The following is a 20,519-nucleotide window of genomic DNA, read 5'->3' on the forward strand; positions in this document are numbered from 1 at the left end:
GGTGCGGCATTGGAATAGCGTGCGATAACCGCACGCCTATGGTAGTCGGCTGTCCGCTATCCGCCCGACCATTCCCTGCCGCGCATTGCCCAACCCCGGCCATTTTGCTTAAGTGGGGCCACTCACCGGTTGTCGCCTGCCCCTGCGCCCGCCAGCCGGGTCGATAGAATGACCGTGACGACCGCAACCACCGCCTGTCTGGCCGTAGGGCGCGGGACCAGAACAACAACGATACCGAGTGCCTTGCCTATGGAAAGCCGCCTGCTGAGCGAGCGCAGTAGCGTGTTTCATCACGCCGACCCTTATGCTGTGTCCGATTATGTGAACCAGCATGTAGGCCAGCATTGCATCGGTCTGTCCCGCACCACCCACCCGCAGGCCAGCCTCAGCCACCGCAAGTTCGCCGAACTGGACCTGTGCCGCATCAGCTATGGCGGCAGCGTACGCGTCACCTCGCCAGCACTGGAAACGATCTACCACCTGCAGCTGTTGCTCAACGGCAACTGCTTGTGGCGTGGGCCCAAGCGCGAGCAGCACCTGGTACCGGGCGAGCTGCTGCTGATCAACCCGGATGATCCGGTCGACCTGACCTATTCGGAAGACTGCGAGAAATTCATCCTCAAGGTGCCGGCCCGGCTGCTCGACTCGATCTGCGACGAACAGCGCTGGCAGCGGCCCGATGGCGGTGTGCGCTTCCTGCGCAACCATTATCGGCTGGATGAGCTGGACGGTTTCGTCAACCTGCTGGCGATGGTGTGCCATGAAGCGGAAGTGAGCGATTCGCTGCCAAGGGTACAGGGCCATTACAGCCAGATCGTCGCCAGCAAGTTGCTGACGCTGATGACTACCAATATCCGTCGCGAGCGCCTGGGTTCACCCGGAGCAAGCCTGGAACGAATCCTCGACTACATCGAACGCAACCTAAGGCTCGAACTTTCCGCCGAAGCGTTGGCAGAGCAGGCATGCATGAGCCTGCGCTCGTTGTATGCACTGTTCGACCGCCACCTGGGCACCACGCCCAAGCAGTATGTGCGCCAGCGCAAGCTGGAGCAGGTGCATGCCTGCCTGGGCGATGCCAGTTGCAGCGTGCACAGCGTGACCGAACTGGCCATGGACTACGGCTTCCTGCACCTGGGGCGGTTTTCCGAGGTGTATCGGCAGCAGTTTGGCGAGCTGCCCTCGGAAACCTTGCGCAATCGGCGCTGAACCAGCCACTGCCTGCACAAAACGGATAGCACTGCGCACAAAGCGGATATTGCCGCCGCCTACCAATCCCTAACCTGACCAGGTCCAAACAATAACAAGGGAGACCCTGGCCATGTCCCTGGGATTCGACTACCTCAATGCCTTGCTCGAGGACGACCGTGAAAAGGGCATCTACCGCTGCAAGCGCGAGATGTTCACCGACCCACGCCTGTTCGATCTGGAGATGAAACACATCTTCGAGGGCAACTGGATCTACCTGGCCCACGAAAGCCAGATCCCCGAGAACAACGACTTCCTCACCCTGACCATGGGGCGCCAGCCGATCTTCATCGCGCGCAACAAGGACGGTGAGCTGAATGCCTTCCTCAACGCCTGCAGCCACCGTGGCGCCATGCTCTGCCGGCACAAGCGCGGCAACCGCTCCAGCTACACCTGCCCGTTCCACGGCTGGACGTTCAACAACAGCGGCAAGCTGCTGAAAGTGAAGGACCCAGGCAATGCCGGCTACCCCGCCAGCTTCAACTGCGATGGCTCCCACGACCTGACCAGGGTGGCGCGCTTCGAGTCGTACCGGGGCTTTCTGTTCGGCAGCCTGAAGGCCGACGTCAAACCGCTGGTCGAACACCTGGGCGAGTCGGCGAAAATCATCGACATGATCGTCGACCAGTCGCCACAAGGCCTGGAAGTGTTGCGTGGGGCCAGTTCGTATATCTACGAAGGCAACTGGAAGCTCACTGCCGAAAACGGCGCCGACGGTTACCACGTCAGTTCCGTGCACTGGAACTACGCCGCCACCCAGAACCAGCGCAAGCAGCGCGAGGCGGGCGAGGAGATCAAGACCATGAGCGCCGGGGCCTGGGCCAAGCAGGGCGGTGGTTTCTACTCCTTCGACCACGGCCACCTGCTGCTGTGGACCCGCTGGGCCAACCCGGAGGACCGCCCGGCCTACGAGCGCCGTGAACAGCTGGCGGCCGATTTCGGCCAAGCGCGTGCCGACTGGATGATCGAGAACTCGCGCAACCTGTGCCTGTACCCGAATGTGTACCTGATGGACCAGTTCAGCTCGCAGATCCGCATCGCCCGGCCGATTTCGGTGAACAAGACCGAAATCACCATCTATTGCATCGCGCCCAAAGGCGAGAGCGCCGATGCCCGCGCCAAGCGCATTCGCCAGTACGAAGATTTCTTCAACGTCAGCGGCATGGCCACCCCGGACGACCTCGAAGAGTTCCGCTCGTGCCAGACCGGCTACGGCGGCGGTATTGGCTGGAACGACATGTCCCGCGGGGCTGCGCACTGGGTGCAAGGCGCCGACGAGGCGGCCAGGGAGATTGCGCTCAAGCCGCTGTTGTCTGGCGTGCGCACCGAGGACGAAGGCTTGTTCGTGCTGCAACACAAATACTGGCAGGACACCATGATCCAGGCCCTGAAGGACGAACAGCAACTGATTCCCGTGGAGGCCGTGCAATGAGCCTGTATGACACCGTGCGCGACTTCCTCTACCGCGAGGTGCGCTACCTGGACGACGCCCAATGGGACCAGTGGCTGGAACTGTATGCCAGCGATGCCACTTTCTGGATGCCGAGCTGGGACGATGACGACACCCTGACCGAGGACCCGCAAAGCGAAATCTCGTTGATCTGGTATGGCAACCGCGGCGGCCTGGAAGACCGCGTGTTCCGGATCAAGACCGAGCGTTCCAGCGCGACCGTGCCCGACACCCGCACCTCGCACAACATCAGCAACATCGAGATCGTCGGGCAGGCTGACGGGCTGTGCCAGGTGCGCTTCAACTGGCACACCCTGAGCTTCCGCTACAAGACCACCGACAGCTACTTCGGCAGCAGTTTCTACACCCTCGACCTGCGCGGCGAGCAGCCGCTGATCAAGGCCAAGAAGGTGGTGCTGAAGAACGACTACGTGCGCCAGGTCATCGACATCTACCACATCTGAACCAGGGTTTTGCGAGTGCTGCCCGGCGCTTCCTGCAATGCGCCGTGGCCCGGCTCGCCCGCGAGGTGCAACATGAGCTACCAGATCGCACTGAATTTCGAAGACGGGGTAACCCGCTTCATCGAAGCCACCGGCCATGAAACCGTGGCCGATGCTGCCTACCGCCAGGGCATCAACATTCCGCTGGACTGCCGCGACGGCGCCTGCGGGACCTGCAAGTGCAAGGCCGAGTCCGGCCGTTACGAGCTGGGTGACAACTTCATCGAGGATGCCCTGAGCGAAGACGAAGTCGCCGAAGGCTACGTGCTGACCTGCCAGATGCGCGCGACAAGTGACTGCGTGATCCGCATTCCGGCCTCGTCACAGCTGTGCAAGACCGAGCAGGCCTGTTTCGAGGCCGCGATCAGCGCTGTGCGCCAGCTGTCGGCCAGTACCATAGCCCTGTCGATCAAGGGTGAGGCCCTCAGCCGCCTGGCGTTCCTGCCCGGGCAATACGTCAACCTCAAGGTGCCGGGCAGCGAGCAGAGCCGCGCCTATTCGTTCAGCTCGCTGCAGAAGGACGGCGAAGTCAGCTTCCTGATCCGCAACGTGCCGGGCGGGCTGATGAGCAGCTTCCTGACCAACCTGGCCAAGGCCGGCGACAGCATGACCCTGGCCGGGCCGCTGGGCAGCTTCTACCTGCGACCAATCCAGCGCCCGCTGCTGTTGCTGGCCGGTGGCACCGGCCTGGCGCCGTTCACGGCAATGCTGGAGAAGATCGCCGAACAGGGCAGCGAGCACCCGTTGCACCTGATCTACGGCGTGACCAACGACTTCGACCTGGTCGAGCTCGACCGCCTGCAGGCCTTGGCGGCGCGCATCCCCAACTTCACCTTCAGCGCCTGCGTGGCCAACCCTGACAGCCAATACCCGCGCAAGGGCTACGTGACCCAGCACATCGAGCCGCGCCACCTCAACGATGGCGATGTCGACCTGTACCTGTGCGGCCCGCCGCCGATGGTCGAGGCGGTGAGCCAGTACGTGCGTGAGCAGGGCATCACCCCGGCGAACTTCTACTACGAGAAATTCGCGGCAGCGGCCTGACCGCTTCTTTCATCGCAAGCAATACGCCAACCCTGTGGGAGCGGGCGTGCCCGCGAAGAGGCCAGCGAGTTCAACGACGTTGTCTGGCCGGACGCGTTCGCGGGCATGCCCGCCCCCACAGCTGCCATGGCGAACCGGAGAGATGGATATGAACAACAGATTCCAAGGCAAGGTCGCCCTGGTCACCGGCGCCGCCCAGGGCATCGGCCGTGGCGTGTGCTGGCGGCTCAAGGCCGAAGGCGCGCAAGTGGTCGCGGTAGACCGCTCCGAACTGGTCCACGAACTGGCCGGCGAGGGCATGCTCACCCTCACTGCCGACCTCGAACAGCATGCCGACTGCGCGCGGGTCATGGCCAGCGCGGTAGCCACCTTCGGCCGCCTCGACATCCTGGTCAACAACGTCGGCGGCACCATCTGGGCCAAACCGTTCGAGCATTACCAGGTGGAGCAGATCGAAGCCGAAGTGCGCCGCTCGCTGTTCCCCACCCTGTGGTGCTGCCACGCCGCCTTGCCTTACATGCTCGAACGCGGCAGCGGCGCCATCGTCAATGTCTCGTCCATCGCCACCCGCGGCATCAACCGCGTGCCTTACGGGGCGGCCAAGGGCGGCGTCAACGCGCTCACGGCCTGCCTGGCGTTCGAAACGGCCGGCCGCGGCATCCGGGTCAACGCCACTGCCCCCGGTGGCACTGAAGCGCCACCCCGGCGGGTGCCGCGCAACAGCGCCGAACAGACCGAACAGGAACAGCGCTGGTACCAGCAGATCGTCGACCAGACCCTCGACAGCAGCCTGATGCACCGCTACGGCAGCATCGACGAGCAGGTGGGCGCCATTCTGTTCCTCGCTTCCGACGAGGCCTCGTACATCACCGGCGTGACCTTGCCGGTTGGGGGTGGCGACCTCGGCTGAGCAGTGCCCAAGGCAAAAAGCTTTCTTTCACAACAAAAACAAGAGTGATAGCTGCCATGCGAAACCTGGACATACACCCGATCATCGACAATGCGCGTTTTACCCGTTTCCACTGGATGGTCATGGCCTGGTGTGGCCTGCTGCTGATCTTCGACGGATATGACCTGTTCATCTACGGCGTGGTACTACCGGAGATCATGAAGGCGTGGGGCCTGACCCCTTTGCAGGCGGGCGCACTGGGCAGCTACGCGCTGTTCGGCATGATGTTCGGCGCCCTGGCCTTCGGCAGCCTGGCGGACCGCATCGGGCGCAAGAAGGGGATTGCCATCTGTTTTGCCCTGTTCTCCGGGGCGACCATCCTCAATGGCTTCGCCAGCAGCCCCAGCGAGTTCGGCATTTACCGCTTCATTGCCGGCCTGGGTTGCGGCGGGCTGATGCCCAACGCCGTGGCGCTGATGAACGAATACGCACCCAAGCGCCTGCGCAGCACACTGGTGGCGATCATGTTCAGTGGCTATTCGCTGGGCGGCATGCTCTCGGCCGGCGTCGGTATCTTCATGCTGCCGCGTTTCGGCTGGGAATCGATGTTCTTTGCCGCTGCCGTGCCACTGCTGCTGTTGCCGGTGATTCTCCATTACCTGCCCGAATCGATCGGCTTCCTGGTGCGCCGCGGCCGTAGCGAAGAAGCGCGCAAGCTGCTCAAGCGCCTGGATCCGGATTGTGATGTGCAGGCTGATGACCTGTTGCAGGCGGCCGACCGCAAGGGCAACGGCGCGTCTGTGCTGGAGCTGTTCCGCAACGGCCTCGCGATCCGCACCCTGGCGCTGTGGCTGGCGTTCTTCTGCTGCCTGCTGATGGTCTACGCGCTCAGTTCCTGGTTGCCGAAGCTGATGGCCAGTGCCGGCTACAGCCTGGGCTCGAGCCTGTCGTTCCTGCTGGCACTGAACTTCGGCGGCATGGCCGGGGCGATTCTCGGTGGTTGGCTGGGCGATCGCTACAACCTGGTCAAGGTCAAGGTGGCGTTCTTCCTGGCGGCTGCGTTGTCGATCAGCCTGCTGGGCGTCAACAGCCCGATGCCGGTGCTGTACCTGCTGATCTTCATCGCCGGCGCCAGCACCATCGGCACGCAGATCCTGCTGTATGCCGGTGCCGCGCAGATGTACGGGCTGTCGGTGCGTTCCACCGGGCTGGGCTGGGCCTCGGGCATCGGCCGCAACGGCGCCATCGTCGGCCCGCTGCTGGGCGGTGCACTGATGGGCATCAACCTGCCCCTGCAACTCAATTTCATCGCTTTCGCCATCCCGGGTGCGATCGCTGCACTGGCCATGGCCGTGCACCTGGCCAGCGGCCGGCGACATGCCCAGGCCGTTGCGGCGCAGGCTTGACCCGAATAGAACAAGACGAGGTAAACCATCATGACCGTGAAAATTTCCCACACTGCCGAGGTACAGCAGTTCTTCGAAGAGGCCGCTGGCCTGGGCAATGATGCTGGCAGCCCGCGCCTGAAGCGTATTGTGCAGCGCGTACTGCAAGACACCGCGCGGCTGATCGAAGACCTGGAGATCAGCGAGGACGAGTTCTGGCACGCCGTCGACTACCTCAACCGCCTGGGCGGGCGCGGCGAGGCCGGGCTGCTGGTGGCCGGCCTGGGCATCGAGCACTTCCTCGACCTGCTGCAGGATGCCAAGGACCAGCAGGCCGGCCTTGTCGGCGGCACTCCACGCACCATCGAAGGCCCGCTGTATGTCGCCGGCGCGCCGATCGCCGAAGGTGAAGTGCGCATGGACGATGGCAGCGAGGAGGGCGTGGCCACGGTGCTGTTCCTGGAAGGCCAGGTGCTCGACCCGCAGGGCCGACCGCTGCCAGGCGCCACGGTTGACCTTTGGCATGCCAATACTCGCGGCACCTATTCGTTCTTCGACCAGAGCCAGTCCGAGTACAACCTGCGCCGGCGCATCGTTACCGACGCCGAAGGGCGCTACCGGGCGCGCTCCATCGTGCCATCGGGCTACGGTTGCGACCCGCAGGGGCCGACCCAGGAATGCCTGGACCTGCTGGGCCGCCATGGCCAGCGCCCGGCACATGTGCACTTCTTCATTTCGGCGCCGGGGCACCGGCACCTGACCACGCAGATCAACCTGGCCGGCGATCAATACCTGTGGGACGACTTTGCCTATGCCACGCGGGACGGGCTGGTGGGGGAGGTGGTGTTCGTCGAAGGGCCGGCCGGGCGGCATGGCGAATTGAAGTTCGACTTCCAGTTGCAGCAGGCCCAGGGCGGTGCAGACGAGCAGCGTAGTGCGCGGCCGCGGGCTTTGCAGCAGGCCTGATCGACCGAGTCGGTATTTCCGCGGGCATGCTCGCTCCATAGGTCCCGCACCGGCCTCGAACCTGCAGGGTCCGGTGGGAGCGGGCGAGCCCGCGAAGCTGCCAGTACAAGACAAGGCCCGGCCACCAAGGCTGGCTGCCTTGCGAGACGCTTCATCAAAGCCCTGATCAAGGACAGCTCGCTGTGCGCCAGGGGCGCCTGCTGCATCCTCATGAACCGCCGTGTTTCCAACGCTTTATCCATAAAAACAAGATCAAGAGAGCTTCGGAATGAACCACACCCCTTGCGTCGCCCTAGGCCTGACGTTGCTCAGCCAACCCTTGCTGGCCGCTGAAGGCGGTTTCTTCGAGGATGCGAAGGCCAGCCTGAGTGCTCGAAACTACTACTTCAGCCGCGACTTCTCGGACATTGTCGGGGCCAACCGGCAATCCAAGGCCGAAGAGTGGGCGCAAGGTTTCATCCTCGACTTCAAGTCGGGATACACGCCCGGCACCGTCGGCTTTGGTGTGGATGCCTTGGGCCTGCTGGGCATCAAGCTCGACAGCAGCCCCGAGCGCACCAACACCGGCCTGTTGCCGGTGCATGGCGACGGCCGGGCCGCCGACGAGTACAGCCGCCTGGCGCCGACCTTCAAGGCTCGCGTGTCGAAAACCGAACTGCGCGTCGGCGAACTGCAACCGAACCTGCCCGTGCTGACCTTCAGTGACATCCGCCTGCTTCCCCCAACCTACCAGGGCGCCAGCCTGAGCTCGGCGGATATCGACGGGCTGACCCTGCAGGCCGGGCACCTGAACAGCACCCACCTGCGCAACGAAGGCGGGGACGGCAAGATGAACGCCATGCTCGGCCATGTGCCGATGCGCCAGGCTGCCAGTGATGCCTTCAACTACCTGGGCGGGGATTATACGTTCAATGCCAACCAGAGCAGTGTCAGCCTCTGGTACGGGCAGCTGGAGGACATCTACGCCCAGGGCTTTGTCGGCTTCAAGCACAGCAAACCTCTGGGCGACTGGGTGCTCGCGGCCAACCTGGGGTACTTCACGGCCCGCGAGGAGGGCGATGCGTTGTTGGGCAATATCGACAACCAGGCGTTCTTTTCGCTGTTCACGGCCCGCCATGGCGGGCACAGTTTTCATGCTGGCTACCAGGGTATCTATGGTGACAGCCCGTTCCCACGGGTATTCGCCAACATCTCGCCGCTGGGTAACGAGGTGCCGACCTACGAGTTCGCCTACACCGACGAACGCTCTTACCAGGTGCGCTATGACTACAACTTTGCGGCCATGGGTGTGCCGGGGCTGACTGCGACCGTGCGCTATATCAGCGGTAACAACGTCGACACCGGGCATGGATATGAAGGACGTGATCGTGAGCGAGACCTGGACATCGGCTATGCGGTACAGAGTGGGGTGCTGAAGGGGCTGGGCATCCGGGTGCGCAATGCCATGGCACGGTCGAACTACCGCAGCGATATCGACGAGAATCGCCTGACGCTGGTTTACACCTGGCAATTGTTCTAGATCCGGGAATTGCGTCTCGCAGCTGGATGAGGGTAGGTTTTGCAAACCTACCTTTCAGGAATGCCATCCGTGGACTCCATTACCCAAGCCGTACTCGGCGCCGCCTTGCAAGGTACCGTGCTCGGCCGCCTCCAGGGGCGGCGTTCGCTGCTGTATGGTGCGGCGCTGGCCACGCTCCCCGACCTGGACGTGATCATCCGCTACGCCGATCCGGTGTCGCAGATGACCTATCACCGCGGCTTCTCCCACTCGCTGTTCGTGCTGACTGGGCTGGCCTGGCTGCTGGCCTGGCTGGTCAACACCTGCTGGCCAGGCAAGGGCTACACCTTGCCCAGGCTGTTCCTGGCGTTCTGGCTGGTACTGGTCACCCACCCATTGCTCGATGCCTTCACGGTGTATGGCACGCAGTTGTTCTGGCCTTTGCAGACTACCCCGCAGAGCTGGGCTGCGGTCTTCATCATCGACCCGGTCTACACCCTGCCGCTGCTGGCGGCGGTGATCTACGCCAGCTGCCAAGGGCTGACTCGCAAGGCCACGCGGCTGCTGACCCTGGCCCTGCTATTCGGCGCGGCCTACCTGGGTTTCGGCCTGGCCGGGCGCATGGCGGCCGAGCAGCGCTTCCAGGCGGCGCTCGACCAGCAAGGCCTTGTCGCCAGCGAAGTACGCGCCGTGCCGATCGCCTTCAACAGCCTGGTCTGGCGGGTGCTGGCCAAGACCCCGGATGGCGATTACTACGAAGGCATCAGCAGCGGGTTTGACCGGCAAGCGCCAGAAATGCAGCGCTTGCCACGTAACCTTGAACTGGCCAAGGTGCTTGCCGACCAGCCACTGCACGCGCGCTTGCGCTGGTTTACCGATGACTGGCTGCGCTATGACCAGATCGACGATGCGCTGGTGGTCACCGACCTGCGCATGGGTATTCCGGGAAACTACACGTTCCGTTTCACCATGGCCCATCGCGACGGCCAGGGGCGCTGGAGGGCCGACGTCCCCTCGATGTGGCAGGGCGCCGGGCCTGGGTCGATGTTTCATGGCGGTGACCTGGTGCTGATCTGGCGACGTATCGTCGACCAGCAGCCGCCGTTACCGCTGGCTGCGTGGACCGACCGTTACCTGGGCGTCAGCACCGCTGAGCGTGGACGCTGAGCTGCCAATGGGTGATGCCTGAGCGGGCTCACTTGCGAAGGGGGCAGAACAGTACGGCAGTCAGCTGCGCGCGAGCCGCCCGCTCACATAATGCGCCACATCATTGAAGCCTGGCGTCGACGCATGCCCCGGCGTCACCAGCGAATCGATGAATGCCTCGTCCTCGGCGGTGATCTCCACTGCCAGTGCGCCACCATAGGTGGCCCACTGCTCCTCGGTGCGCGGGCCGACAATCGCCGAGCTGACCAGCTGGTTGTTCAGCACCCAGGCGATCGCGAACTCGACCATGCCGACGCCCTTGGCCTGCACGTAGGCCTGGATCTGTCGGGCAATGGCCAGCGACTCCTGGCGCCACTCCACCTCCATGATGCGTTTGTCCTGGCGCCCCGCCCGGCTACCTGAGTCCGGCGTGGCACCCGGTGCATACTTGCCGCTGAGCACGCCGCGCGCCAGCGGGCTGTAGGGCACCACACCCAGGCCGTGGGCACCGGCAGCCGTCAGTTGCTCGGCTTCTGCCTGGCGGTTGACGATGTTGTACAGCGGTTGGCTGATCACCGGCCTGGGAATGCCCAGGCGTTCGGCAATGTGGCATACCTCGGCGATCCGCCAACCGCGGAAGTTGGATACGCCCCAGTAGCGGATCTTGCCCTGGCGCAGCAGGTCGCCGATCGCCTGCACGCTTTCTTCCAGTGGCACCTTGTGATCTTCGCGGTGCAGGTAGTAGATGTCCAGGTAGTCCATGTCCATGCGCGTCAAGGTGGCATGCAGGGCATTGAAGATATGCTTGCGCGACAGCCCGCTGCGGTTGGGCAAGCCGTCTGCCGGGCCGAAGCCGACCTTGCTGGCGACGATCCAGTCATGACGATGGCGGGCCACCGCCTCGCCGACGATTTCTTCCGAGCGCCCGGCATTGTAGACATCGGCGGTGTCGATGAAGTTGATACCTTGGTCCCAGGCCTTGTCGATGATGCGCAGGGCGTCTTCGGTGCTGGTCTGTTCGCCGAACATCATGCTGCCAAGGGTCAGAGCGGAAACCTGCAGGCCACTGTGGCCGAGGGGGCGATAAATCATGCGCGTGGTTCCTTTTGCAGTCGGCTGAGCTGCCTGTTTTACACACAACCGGTGCGCATTGAAAGGCGCACCTCAGCCGATCAGCAGCCGTGCCTCCTGCAGGCTCAACGGGCGCATCATGCGTTGCGACAGTGTCGCCATGGCATCCGAGTAGCCCTTGGCGATTACCGCCTCGACCCGCTCGTCCAGGCATTGCAAGGCGATGAAGTCACCTTGCTCCGGGGAGCCGACGAACTCGATATGGTTCCATTCCTGCGCATGGCCCAGTACCTCGTAGGTGCGGCCGTGCTGGTAGGTCCAGAAGAACGGCACGTCGGCGTAGCGGCGCTGTTCGCCGAGCATGTTCGCGGCGGCGATCACCCCGTGTTGCTGGGCCAGGCGCCAATGCTCGATGCGCACCGGGCGCCCGGTGAGCGGGAAGGTGGCGATATCGCCCGCGGCCCACAGGCCATCTGCAGCACGCATTTCGGCATCGACCTGCACCGATTTGTCTTCCCTCAGCTGCACGCCCTGAATGAACCCGGTGGCTGGCTTGACCCCGGTGCCGAGCAAGACCAGGGGCGTGTGCAGCCGTACACCGTTCGCCAGCAGCACGGCTTCGACCTTGCCATTGCCGTCGATGCGCTCGACCTCGGTGGGGCCATGGAAGACCACCCCTTTGCGTTCATGCAGGGCACGGATAGTGCGGCCGATGCGCTCACCCAACTGGCGGGCCAAGGGCACTTCATGGCGGCTGACCAGGTGCACCTGCACGCCGTATTTGCGCAAGGCCGAGGCGGCTTCCAGGCCGATGAAGCCATCGCCGACGATTACCACCGGCTGCCCGGGTTCGGCAGCATCGAGCAACTGCGCGGCATCCTCCCGTGAACGCAGGGTGAACACCCCAGGCAGCTCGACCCCCGGAATTTCGGGGCGCAGCGCCTTGCCACCAGTGGCCAGCAGGCAGGCGTCGTAGTCGATCTGCTGGCCGTCGGCCAGGGTCAGCTGGCGCTTCTGGCTGTTCAATGTGCGGACCTTGCCATGCCTGCGCTGCAACTGGCCCTTGCGCAGGGCGTTGGGGTCGAGCAGGGCAGGTACTTCGTCGGGTGACATCTGTCCGGCGATGACGAATTTGCTGAGCGCCGTGCGGTCATAGCCTGGCTGGCGTTCCTGGTCGACCCAGATCAGGCGCCCGGCGAAACCATGGGCCAGCAGCGTGGCGACTGCGGCACTGCCGGCTGCACCGGCGCCGACCACCACGAAGCATCGGGCATCGCTGTGCCTGGGTGGATCGATGGCCGGCAGCGGTTGATCATCGACCCAGACCTCGTCGCCTTTGACCCAGGCCTTGTAGCGGCGCAGGTCGGCCAGGGCCGGCGGCTCGCACACCGCGCCTTCGTCGACGGCGAACGCGGCCTTGTGCCATGGGCAGACCAGCAGGCCGCCGCAGACTACGCCTTGGTCGAGCGGAGCACCTTCGTGGGGACAGTTGCCCTGGTAGGCATGCACCTGGTCGCCTTGACGGATCAGGATGAGTTCCTCGCTGCCGGCCTGGACGCGCAGGGGGCGATGTTGGTCAAGCTCGGCCAGGCGGGCCACGGCGTGCTCGGTCATGGAATTCTCCAAAGGGGCCTTTGGAATCATTTGACGCCTGGACGGTGGTGGCGATGCGTCGAGCCGACGATCGGAGGGGCAAGCCACTGTGAGCGTCGGCTCGAATGTCGGAGCGGATTTATCCGCGAAGCAGGCGACGCGGTGGCTGGCACCGGCTCTGCCGGTGTCCGCGGCTGAAGCCGCGGCAATTCGAAGCCAGCGCAGTACCCCGCGGAAGCGGGTTTACCCAGGAAAGGGTTCAACTCGCCCGTGCGGTATCCAGTGCAGCCGCACGCGTCACTCGCAAGGCCACCAGGCTACCGAGCACGATCAGCGCTGCCAGCGAATACAGCGCAGCATCGGTGGAGCCGGTCTGGTCCTTGATGAAGCCGACCAGGTACGGGCTGAGGAAACCGGCCATCTGGCCCACCGAGTTGATGATCGCCAGCCCGGCCACTGCCGCGCTGGCGCTGAGCAGCGCGGTCGGCATCGGCCAGAACATCGGCAGGCCGGTAAGTGCGCCCATGGTGGCGATCGACAGACCGAGGATGGCGACGGTCGGGTTGCCGGCGAAATTCACCGCGATCAGCAGGCCGATGGCGCCCATCAGCATCGGTACCACCAGGTGCCAGCGGCGTTCGTTGCGCAGGTCGGCCGAGCGCCCGCAGAGGATCATGAACACACCGGCCAGCAAATACGGGATGGCGCTGAGCCAGCCAATCAGCAATGGGTTGTCGAAGCCCATGTTCTTGATGATCGACGGCAGCCAGAAGTTGATTGCGTACACGCCGCTCTGGATGCAGAAGTAGACGAAACCGAACGTCCAGACCAGCGGGTTGCCGAGCACGGCGAGCACGCCGTCGCCGCGGGTACTCGGCTTGCTGGCGGCCTCGGCCTCCAGGTCGGCGGCAATCAGTTGGCGCTGTGCGGGGCTCAGCCAGTTGGCTTTCTGGTAGCCATCACTGAGCAGGAACACCGCCAATACCCCCAGGGCGACGGTTGGCAGGCCCTGGATCAGGAACATCCACTGCCAGCCGGCCAGGCCGTGCTGACCGGCCGCGAAGTGCTCCAGGATCCAGCCGGAGAACGGCCCGCCGAGCAGGCCCGATACCGGGATCGCCGACATGAACAGGGCCATGATGCGGCCTCGCCGGGCGGCCGGGAACCAGCGCGAGAGGTACAGCACCACGCCGGGGAAAAAGCCGGCTTCGGCGGCGCCGGTCAGCAGGCGCAACGTGTAGAACTCGGTAGGCGTGGTAACGAACAGCAGGCAGGTGGAGAGGCTACCCCAGGCGATCATCATCAGCGCGATCCAGCGCCGTGGGCCGAAGCGGTTGAGCGCCAGGTTGCTCGGCAGGCCGCAGAGCACGTAGCCGATGAAGAAGATGCCGGCGCCAAGGCCGTACACCGTTTCGCTGAATTGCAGCGCGTCGAGCATCTGCAGCTTGGCAAAGCCGACGTTGACGCGGTCCAGGTAGTTGAACAGGTAGCAGATGAAAATGAACGGAATCAGCCGCAGGGTGATGCGCCGGTACAGCGCGTCGCGGTTGGTGTCCGTGCCTTGGTCAGGGGCGGGGCTGTATGCCATGATCGGGTTCTCTGTTGTTATGGTTGTCGCCGCGTCGCCTGTTCCGGCGCTCGCCCTGACGAGTCTCGGGGACGGCGGCGAGCCTGTCTTTGTGCTTTTGCACAGCGCTGGCGCTGCGCGGCTGTGCCCGAGCCCAAAAGCCTACCACCCCAAGGACCGTTGAATGTTCGAACTCGACCATGACCTGGCACAGGATATCGTTGACCGGGCGATGGCCATCTTGCCGTGCAACGTCAATGTGATGGACAGCCAGGGGTTGATCCTGGGCAGTGGCGAACCGGAGCGTATCAACACCCGCCACGAGGGGGCGCAACTGGTGCTGGCCAACGGCCGCATCGTCGAACTGGACAGCGACGCGGCCAAGTGCCTGAAGGGCGTGCAACCGGGGGTGAACCTGCCGCTGATGTTCGATGGCAGGTTGATGGGCGTGCTTGGCCTGACCGGCGACCCACAGCAGCTGCGTACCTATGGTGAGCTGGTACGCATGACCGCCGAAATGCTCCTGGCCCAGCGCCATCTGCAGGCCGACCAGCAATGGCGGCGGCAGCGCTGTGATGACCTGCTGGCGTTGCTGCTGGGCGGCAGCGGTGATTCGCCGCGGCTGCTCGACGAAGCCCGGCAACTGGGGCTCAAGCCGCAGTTGCCGCGGGTACCCTGCCTGTTCGAACTGGCCTCGGGGGCAACTGCCGAAGCGTTGGCCGGATGGTTGACGAGCCGTTATCCGGACAGCTGGTGCGTAAGCCCCGCGCGCGAGTCCTTGTTGTGGTGCCGCCCCGCGGCGCTGGCACTCGACGCGCCGCGCCTGCTGGAACGTCTGGAACGCCATGGCTGGCTGGTCGCGCGCCTGGCCCTGGGCAGTGCGGCGCAAAGCCTGGAACAACTGCGCCGGGGCTACCGCCGGGTACGTGACTTGCTGGCCTATGGCCGCGAGGTGGTGCCTGACGAGCGCCTGCTCAGCCTGCAGCGCTACCGGCTGCCAGCCCTGCTATGGCGGCACCGCAACGATGATGCGCTGGATGAATTGCTGGAACCGTTGCAGCGTATTCGCGCCAAGGACAGCAACGGCCAGCTGCTCGCCACCCTGCGTGCCTGGTGTGCCCATGATGGCCAGAGCCAGGCCTGTGCCGATGCACTGGGTATCCACCGCAACAGCTTGCGCTACCGCCTGGAGCGCATCGCCGAGCTGGGCGAAGTGGACCCGCTGCGCATGGAGGGTATGCTCAGCTTGTACCTGGCGCTGCAGTTACTGCCCGCCGACTGACGGTGATGCGATCGTTGTAGGCGCGGCCTGGCGTCGCGATCGGGCCGCAGAGCGGAACCCCGGCCTTGTCACTGCCGCCAATCGAGCCGGGGCCGTGCGGCCCGATCGCGCCGCCAGAAAAGGCCTGCGCCGGCGCACGAAGGCATTTGCCCAAACAACCCGCAGAGCATTTTGTGCAAGCGACCGAGGCCAGCGTGGCAGCCACCTGTCAGCATGCCGCTGATCAGGACAGGAGAAGCCCCATGAAGATCGTCATCGCCCCCGACTCGTTCAAGGACAGCCTCGACGCTGCCGCTGTCGCCCGTGCCATCGCCGCGGGCCTGGGCGAGGCCTGGCCGGACGCCGAACTGCGTGAATGCCCGATGGCTGACGGCGGCGAGGGCACCATGCAGGCGATTCTTGCCGCCAGCCACGGCGAACTGCGCCGGCAGACCGTGCGTGGTCCCCTGGGGCAAAGCGTCGAAGCCGGTTGGGGCTGGTTGCCACAGAGCCGCACAGCAATCATCGAAATGGCCCAGGCCAGTGGCCTGCAACTGGTGCCCAGCGGCCAGCGCGATGCCTGTCGCAGCAGCAGCTGGGGGACCGGTGAGCTGATCGCTGCCGCCTTGGCCGCCGGCGCGCAGCGGGTGGTGTTGGCAATCGGTGGTAGCGCCACCAACGATGCCGGCAGCGGCATGCTGCGGGCACTCGGCCTGCGCCTGCTGGACGCTGACGGGCAAGCGCTGGAGGAGGGCGGCCTGGCCCTGGCCAGGCTGGCCCGCATCGACGCCAGCGACCTCGACCCGCGCCTGGCCGAAGTAGCGTTCGAGGTCGCCGCGGATGTCGACAACCCGCTGTGTGGTAGCAATGGTGCGTCGGTGATCTTTGGTCCGCAGAAGGGTGCCAATGCGCAGCAGGTACAGGCGCTGGACCAGGCCCTGGGGCATTTTGCCAACCATTGTGCGCAGCTGCTGGGCAAGGATGTGCGCGACTACCCTGGTTGTGGCGCTGCCGGCGGCATGGGCTTCGCGGCCCGGGCCTTCATGGCCGCGCAGTTCCGCCCCGGGGTGGAAGTGGTGGCCGAACTGGCCGGCCTGGAGGCCTTGGTGCAGGGCGCCGACCTGGTGATAACCGGCGAAGGGCGTTTCGATGCGCAGACCTTGCGCGGCAAGACCCCCATGGGCGTGGCGCGCCTGGCCAAGCGCCATGGCGTGCCGGTGGTGGTGCTGGCCGGGACCCTGGGTGAAGGCTACCAGCAGCTGTATGCCCATGGGGTCGATGCGGCCTTTGCCTTGGCCAGCGGGCCGATGAGCCTGGAACAGGCCTGTGCCGATGCTGCCAGCCTGCTGCGCGCGCGGGCCTGTGACATTGGCCGTTTGTGGCACAGCGCAAGGCGAAGCTGATCGCTGCTGCGGCTGCCCGTTCGCGCAGGAAAAGCGCTGCCCCGTACGCTCGGCAGCACGGCCAGCCGCCAGCGAGGCGTCAGGGAATCAACGCTTGCGCCTGGCTGGCCGGTAGCACGGCCAGTTCGCCAAAGCGCTGCGCCGAGTCGATGTAGCGCAATGCGGATTTGGCGTCCTTCCAGCCCACGTAGCTCATCAGCGATTTCAGTTCCCAGCCGTTGGCCGTGGCCCAGGTGGCGAAACCACGGCGCAGCGAGTGGCCGGTATACAGCGCCGCCGGCACCTCGGCGCGCGCCAGCATGCGCCGCAGCAGGCCGACCAGGCTGTTGCTGTTGAGCGCGGCGTCACCCAGGTTGCCCCAGCGGTCCAGCTTGCGGAACACCGGCCCGTGGGCGATGCCGGCCACCTCCAGCCATTGCAGGTAGGCCGTGACCGGGCACAGCGCCTTCAGCGCCGGCGTGCGGTGCTGCACCCCCAGCGCTTCGCGGTCGCCCTTGCTGCGCGGGAGGAACAGGGTAATGCCGACACCGGCCTCGGCATGGATGTGCTCGATACGCAGCCGCGCCAGCTCATCGCCACGAAAACCGCGCCAGAAGCCCAGCAACAGCAAGGCCGCATCGCGACGGGCGCGGCGCAGGGCGGCCAGGTCATGCCGTTGCCGGGCCTGGCGGGCTTCTTCTTCGAAACATGCTACGGCGCTTTGCAGGTGCTGCAGCAACAACGGCGCGGCCTGCTTCGGCGGTGTCGGGTGCAAGGTGCGGATACCGCGCAGCACCTGGCGCACCAACGGTGCCTTGGTCGGGTCGGGGAAACCTTGCGCAACGTGCCATTGGCTGAGCGCAGCCAGGCGCTGGCGCAAGGTGCTGACGGCATGCAGGTCGGCATGCTCGGCCAGGTAGCGGGCAATGCTCTCGGCCGTGGCCGGGAGAAAGCCACCCCAGTGGGTTTCGAAATGCGCGATGGCGGCCTGGTAGCTGCGCCGGGTGTTGTCACGCGTGGCGGCACGCAGGTAGCGCTCGATGTCGGTCATGGTGCGGTGTCGATGGGCAATGAGCACACAATAAACCGAAAATGGTTTGGCTGTCCTGCGCTGTGGGCACCCGGGTCAGACGCAAGCCTTGGCCTGGAGGCCGTTGAACGGCGCATAGTCACGCAGTTGCGCCGGCGACAGTGGCCGACTGAAGTGGTAGCCCTGGGCGATATCGCAGCCGGCGAGTTTCAGGCATACCACCTGTTCGCGGGTTTCCACGCCCTCGGCTACCACTTCCAGGCCCAGGCGTTTGGCCAAAATGATGGTGGAGGACACGATCGGGCTGTCGTCATGGCTGTTGGACAATGCTGCGACCAGCGAGCGGTCGATCTTCAGCTTGCTCAGCGGCAACGTGTGCAGGTGGGCAAAGCCAGCGTAACCACGGCCGAAGTCGTCCAGGCTGATACCCAGGCCGGCACCGCGCAAGCTGTGTAGCTGCGCCACTGACGTGCCTTCGGGATCAAGAATCGCGGTTTCAGTGATTTCCAGCTCCAGCCGCTGTGGCTCGATACCGTGCTGTTGCAGTTTGGCCAACAACTGCGCCGCGAACCCCGGCTGACGCAGTTGCAGGGCAGATACGTTCACCGCCAGCCGCGTCTCACGGCCCTGGCTGGCCCACGCTGCCAACGCCTCGCAGGCCAGGCGCAGCACCTCCCAGCCCAGCTCGACGATGAAGCCGCTGCGCTCGGCAAGGCCGATGAAGCGGTCCGGGTAGAGCAGGCCGAATTCGGGATGGTCCCAGCGTACCAAGGCTTCATAGCCCAGCACCTGCTGGGTGTCGAGACGAATCTGCGGCTGGTAGTGAAGCACGAACTGGCGTTCGGCCAGGGCGCTGCCGAAGGCCTGTTCGAGGGTGAAGGCCTGGATATCGGCCAGGTTCAGCGACGGGTCGAAGAAACGGTACTGGGCACGCCCGGCCTGCTTGGCCGAATACATCGCGGCATCGGCGCTGCGGATCAGGCTGTCGATGTCCTGGCCATCGCGCGGGCAAATGCTCACGCCTACGCTGGGGCTGGTGTTGACCTCCTGGCCGTCCAGGGCGTAGGTGGCCGAAAGTTTCTGCACCAGTTGGCGGACCCAGGCATTGATCTGTTCCTCGCTGCGCTCACCCGCCAGCAACACCACGAACTCGTCGCCACCAAAGCGCGAAGCCTCGTCGCCGGGCGCCAGCAGGCGCTGGATACGCCCGGCCACGGCCTGCAACAGCAGGTCGCCGACCTTGTGCCCCAGCGAATCGTTGATCGATTTGAAGCGGTCCATGTCGATGAACAGAATTGCCATCAGGCGCCGTTTGCCGCGCTGGCGGGTCAGTGCCTGGCCGGCCACTTCGACGAACTGGCGGCGGTTGTGCAGGCCGCTGAGGTGGTCGGTGGCAGCGGCGTGGCTGCTGCGCCGGTGTTCCTCCTCAAGGCGCTCGATCAGTTGCTGGTTGACCTGCTGAGCCTGCTCCAGCGCACTGAACGCCTCCTGGCGTTTGCGCAACAGGCGCAAGGTCCACAGCAGGCTGGCGAGGATCATCAGGGTCATGCCCAGGGTCAGCCAGAATTGCCGGGTGTTGGCCAGTGCAGCAGGTGCCAGGACCTCGTCCTGCCGCTGGCTGACCACCACGCTGAAGCCGCGCTCGGGTAGGCGCCGGTACAGGCTCTGGTAGGGGACGCCGGCCGCGTACTGCGTCAGCTTGCCCGCTTCATTGGCGTTGCCGGGCAGCACAGGCTGCAGCGCAGCAGTGGCCACAGCCATGCCGCGGGCGTCAATGCGCAAGCGTTCCAGGCCATCTTCCTGCAGCAACCGCACCAGCCCGCTGCTGCCCAGGTCGATGTGCTGCAGCAGCACCGCCAGGTAGCCGATATCCAGCTGCACCACCAGGATGCTGGCAAGGTCGTGGCCGGGCGGATCGGTCAGCGGCAGCAGAAAGGCTAGCTGCCGGTCGGGCAGGGTAGCCGGCTGGCTGGGGGGGTGCAGGCTGGCCAGGAAGGGCCTGAAACCATAGCGCGACACGTGCCGTTGCAGCTCCTGCAGCCAGGCTTCGGGCAACTCGGCAGCCACCTCGGCATGGCTGGCCGACAGTAGCCGGCCCTGCCGGTCGTACAGGCTCATGCGCTTGAGCAGCGGGTCTTCGGCAAGCAGCTTCGGCAGGCTGACATTGCCCTGGCGCAGGGCCTCCAGGTCATCCTGGGTAACCCGGCCCAGCGCCTGTGCGCGGTCGACCAGCTGACGCAGGCTTTCGCCGACCAGGCTGGCCAGGTTCTGGTGTTCGGCAGCCTTGGCCGCCAGCGCATCCTGCCTTGCAGTAGCCCTTTGCGACACGTGCAGCCCCCAGAGGAACGCCAGGGTCGCTGCACACAGCATCAGGATCAGCAGGCGGAGAAGGCTGGCGGATGAAAGCGAACGGCGAATCACTGCTGGTAGTTCCCGACCCTGGGTAATGGTCGAAAAATACGACAGTAAGATGACATCCTCATGACTGA

The 20,519-nt window shown here is 65.0% G+C and carries 16 protein-coding genes; 11 read left to right on the top strand and 5 right to left on the bottom strand.

The features are described from left to right. Window positions 1–249: 249 nt before the first annotated feature. The 9 genes from HU763_RS12275 (at window position 250) to HU763_RS12315 (ending at window position 10,147) form a co-directional block, all read left to right on the top strand. Window positions 250–1,206, top strand: a complete 957-nt coding sequence (locus HU763_RS12275; RefSeq protein ID WP_186685994.1) for a helix-turn-helix transcriptional regulator — start codon at window positions 250–252, stop codon at window positions 1,204–1,206. Window positions 1,207–1,318: 112 nt separating this feature from the next. Beyond that, a complete protein-coding gene (gene benA, locus HU763_RS12280) occupies window positions 1,319–2,677 on the top strand; it encodes a benzoate 1,2-dioxygenase large subunit (protein ID WP_186685992.1) in 1,359 nt (452 codons plus the stop codon). Beyond that, entirely contained in the window at window positions 2,674–3,159 is a 486-nt protein-coding gene (gene benB, locus HU763_RS12285) for a benzoate 1,2-dioxygenase small subunit (RefSeq protein WP_186685990.1), read from the top strand. Before benA ends, benB begins: the two co-directional genes overlap by 4 nt. A 72-nt stretch (window positions 3,160–3,231) precedes the next feature. Beyond that, complete coding sequence (gene benC / locus HU763_RS12290; RefSeq protein ID WP_186685988.1) at window positions 3,232–4,242, top strand: benzoate 1,2-dioxygenase electron transfer component BenC; 1,011 nt, start codon at window positions 3,232–3,234, stop codon at window positions 4,240–4,242. Between the two features lie 148 nt (window positions 4,243–4,390). Continuing rightward, entirely contained in the window at window positions 4,391–5,152 is a 762-nt protein-coding gene (locus HU763_RS12295) for a 1,6-dihydroxycyclohexa-2,4-diene-1-carboxylate dehydrogenase (RefSeq protein ID WP_186685986.1), read from the top strand. Window positions 5,153–5,208: 56 nt separating this feature from the next. Further along, entirely contained in the window at window positions 5,209–6,537 is a 1,329-nt protein-coding gene (locus HU763_RS12300) for an MFS transporter (RefSeq protein ID WP_186685984.1), read from the top strand. Window positions 6,538–6,567: 30 nt separating this feature from the next. Next, window positions 6,568–7,482: a catechol 1,2-dioxygenase gene (gene catA / locus HU763_RS12305; protein WP_186685982.1), complete on the top strand. Its 915-nt coding sequence runs from the start codon at window positions 6,568–6,570 to the stop codon at window positions 7,480–7,482. Between the two features lie 268 nt (window positions 7,483–7,750). Beyond that, entirely contained in the window at window positions 7,751–9,001 is a 1,251-nt protein-coding gene (locus HU763_RS12310) for an OprD family porin (protein ID WP_186685979.1), read from the top strand. A 69-nt stretch (window positions 9,002–9,070) separates the two neighbouring features. Continuing rightward, the gene (locus tag HU763_RS12315) at window positions 9,071–10,147 is read left to right on the top strand and encodes a metal-dependent hydrolase (protein WP_186685978.1); all 1,077 of its coding nucleotides are present in this window, start codon (window positions 9,071–9,073) and stop codon (window positions 10,145–10,147) included. A gap of 60 nt (window positions 10,148–10,207) precedes the next feature. Here HU763_RS12315 and HU763_RS12320 read toward each other — a convergent pair whose 3' ends face one another. The 3 genes from HU763_RS12320 to HU763_RS12330 all read right to left on the bottom strand — a co-directional run bounded on the left by HU763_RS12320 (window position 10,208) and on the right by HU763_RS12330 (window position 14,378). Beyond that, the gene (locus tag HU763_RS12320; RefSeq protein WP_186685976.1) at window positions 10,208–11,218 is read right to left on the bottom strand and encodes an aldo/keto reductase; all 1,011 of its coding nucleotides are present in this window, start codon (window positions 11,216–11,218) and stop codon (window positions 10,208–10,210) included. Between the two features lie 72 nt (window positions 11,219–11,290). Further along, entirely contained in the window at window positions 11,291–12,811 is a 1,521-nt protein-coding gene (locus HU763_RS12325; RefSeq protein ID WP_186685974.1) for an FAD-dependent oxidoreductase, read from the bottom strand. Window positions 12,812–13,049: 238 nt separating this feature from the next. Further along, entirely contained in the window at window positions 13,050–14,378 is a 1,329-nt protein-coding gene (locus HU763_RS12330; protein ID WP_186685972.1) for an MFS transporter, read from the bottom strand. A gap of 163 nt (window positions 14,379–14,541) precedes the next feature. Here HU763_RS12330 and HU763_RS12335 point away from each other — a divergent pair, with 163 nt between their 5' ends. Further along, window positions 14,542–15,639, top strand: coding sequence for a sugar diacid recognition domain-containing protein (locus tag HU763_RS12335; RefSeq protein WP_170029946.1), 1,098 nt, complete (start codon window positions 14,542–14,544; stop codon window positions 15,637–15,639). Between the two features lie 242 nt (window positions 15,640–15,881). Further along, window positions 15,882–17,021 (top strand): glycerate kinase, encoded by a 1,140-nt coding sequence (locus tag HU763_RS12340; protein WP_186685970.1) that lies wholly within the window; start codon window positions 15,882–15,884, stop codon window positions 17,019–17,021. Window positions 17,022–17,100: 79 nt separating this feature from the next. Here the strand turns inward: HU763_RS12340 and HU763_RS12345 are convergent, their stop codons facing one another. Together HU763_RS12345 and HU763_RS12350 are read right to left on the bottom strand one after the other, a co-directional pair. Further along, window positions 17,101–18,051, bottom strand: coding sequence for a tyrosine-type recombinase/integrase (locus tag HU763_RS12345; RefSeq protein ID WP_186685968.1), 951 nt, complete (start codon window positions 18,049–18,051; stop codon window positions 17,101–17,103). A gap of 75 nt (window positions 18,052–18,126) precedes the next feature. Further along, window positions 18,127–20,451, bottom strand: coding sequence for a putative bifunctional diguanylate cyclase/phosphodiesterase (locus HU763_RS12350; RefSeq protein ID WP_186685966.1), 2,325 nt, complete (start codon window positions 20,449–20,451; stop codon window positions 18,127–18,129). Between the last annotated feature and the right edge of the window lie 68 nt (window positions 20,452–20,519).

This window comes from Pseudomonas anuradhapurensis (assembly GCF_014269225.2).
GTDB classification, from domain to species: domain Bacteria; phylum Pseudomonadota; class Gammaproteobacteria; order Pseudomonadales; family Pseudomonadaceae; genus Aquipseudomonas; species Aquipseudomonas anuradhapurensis.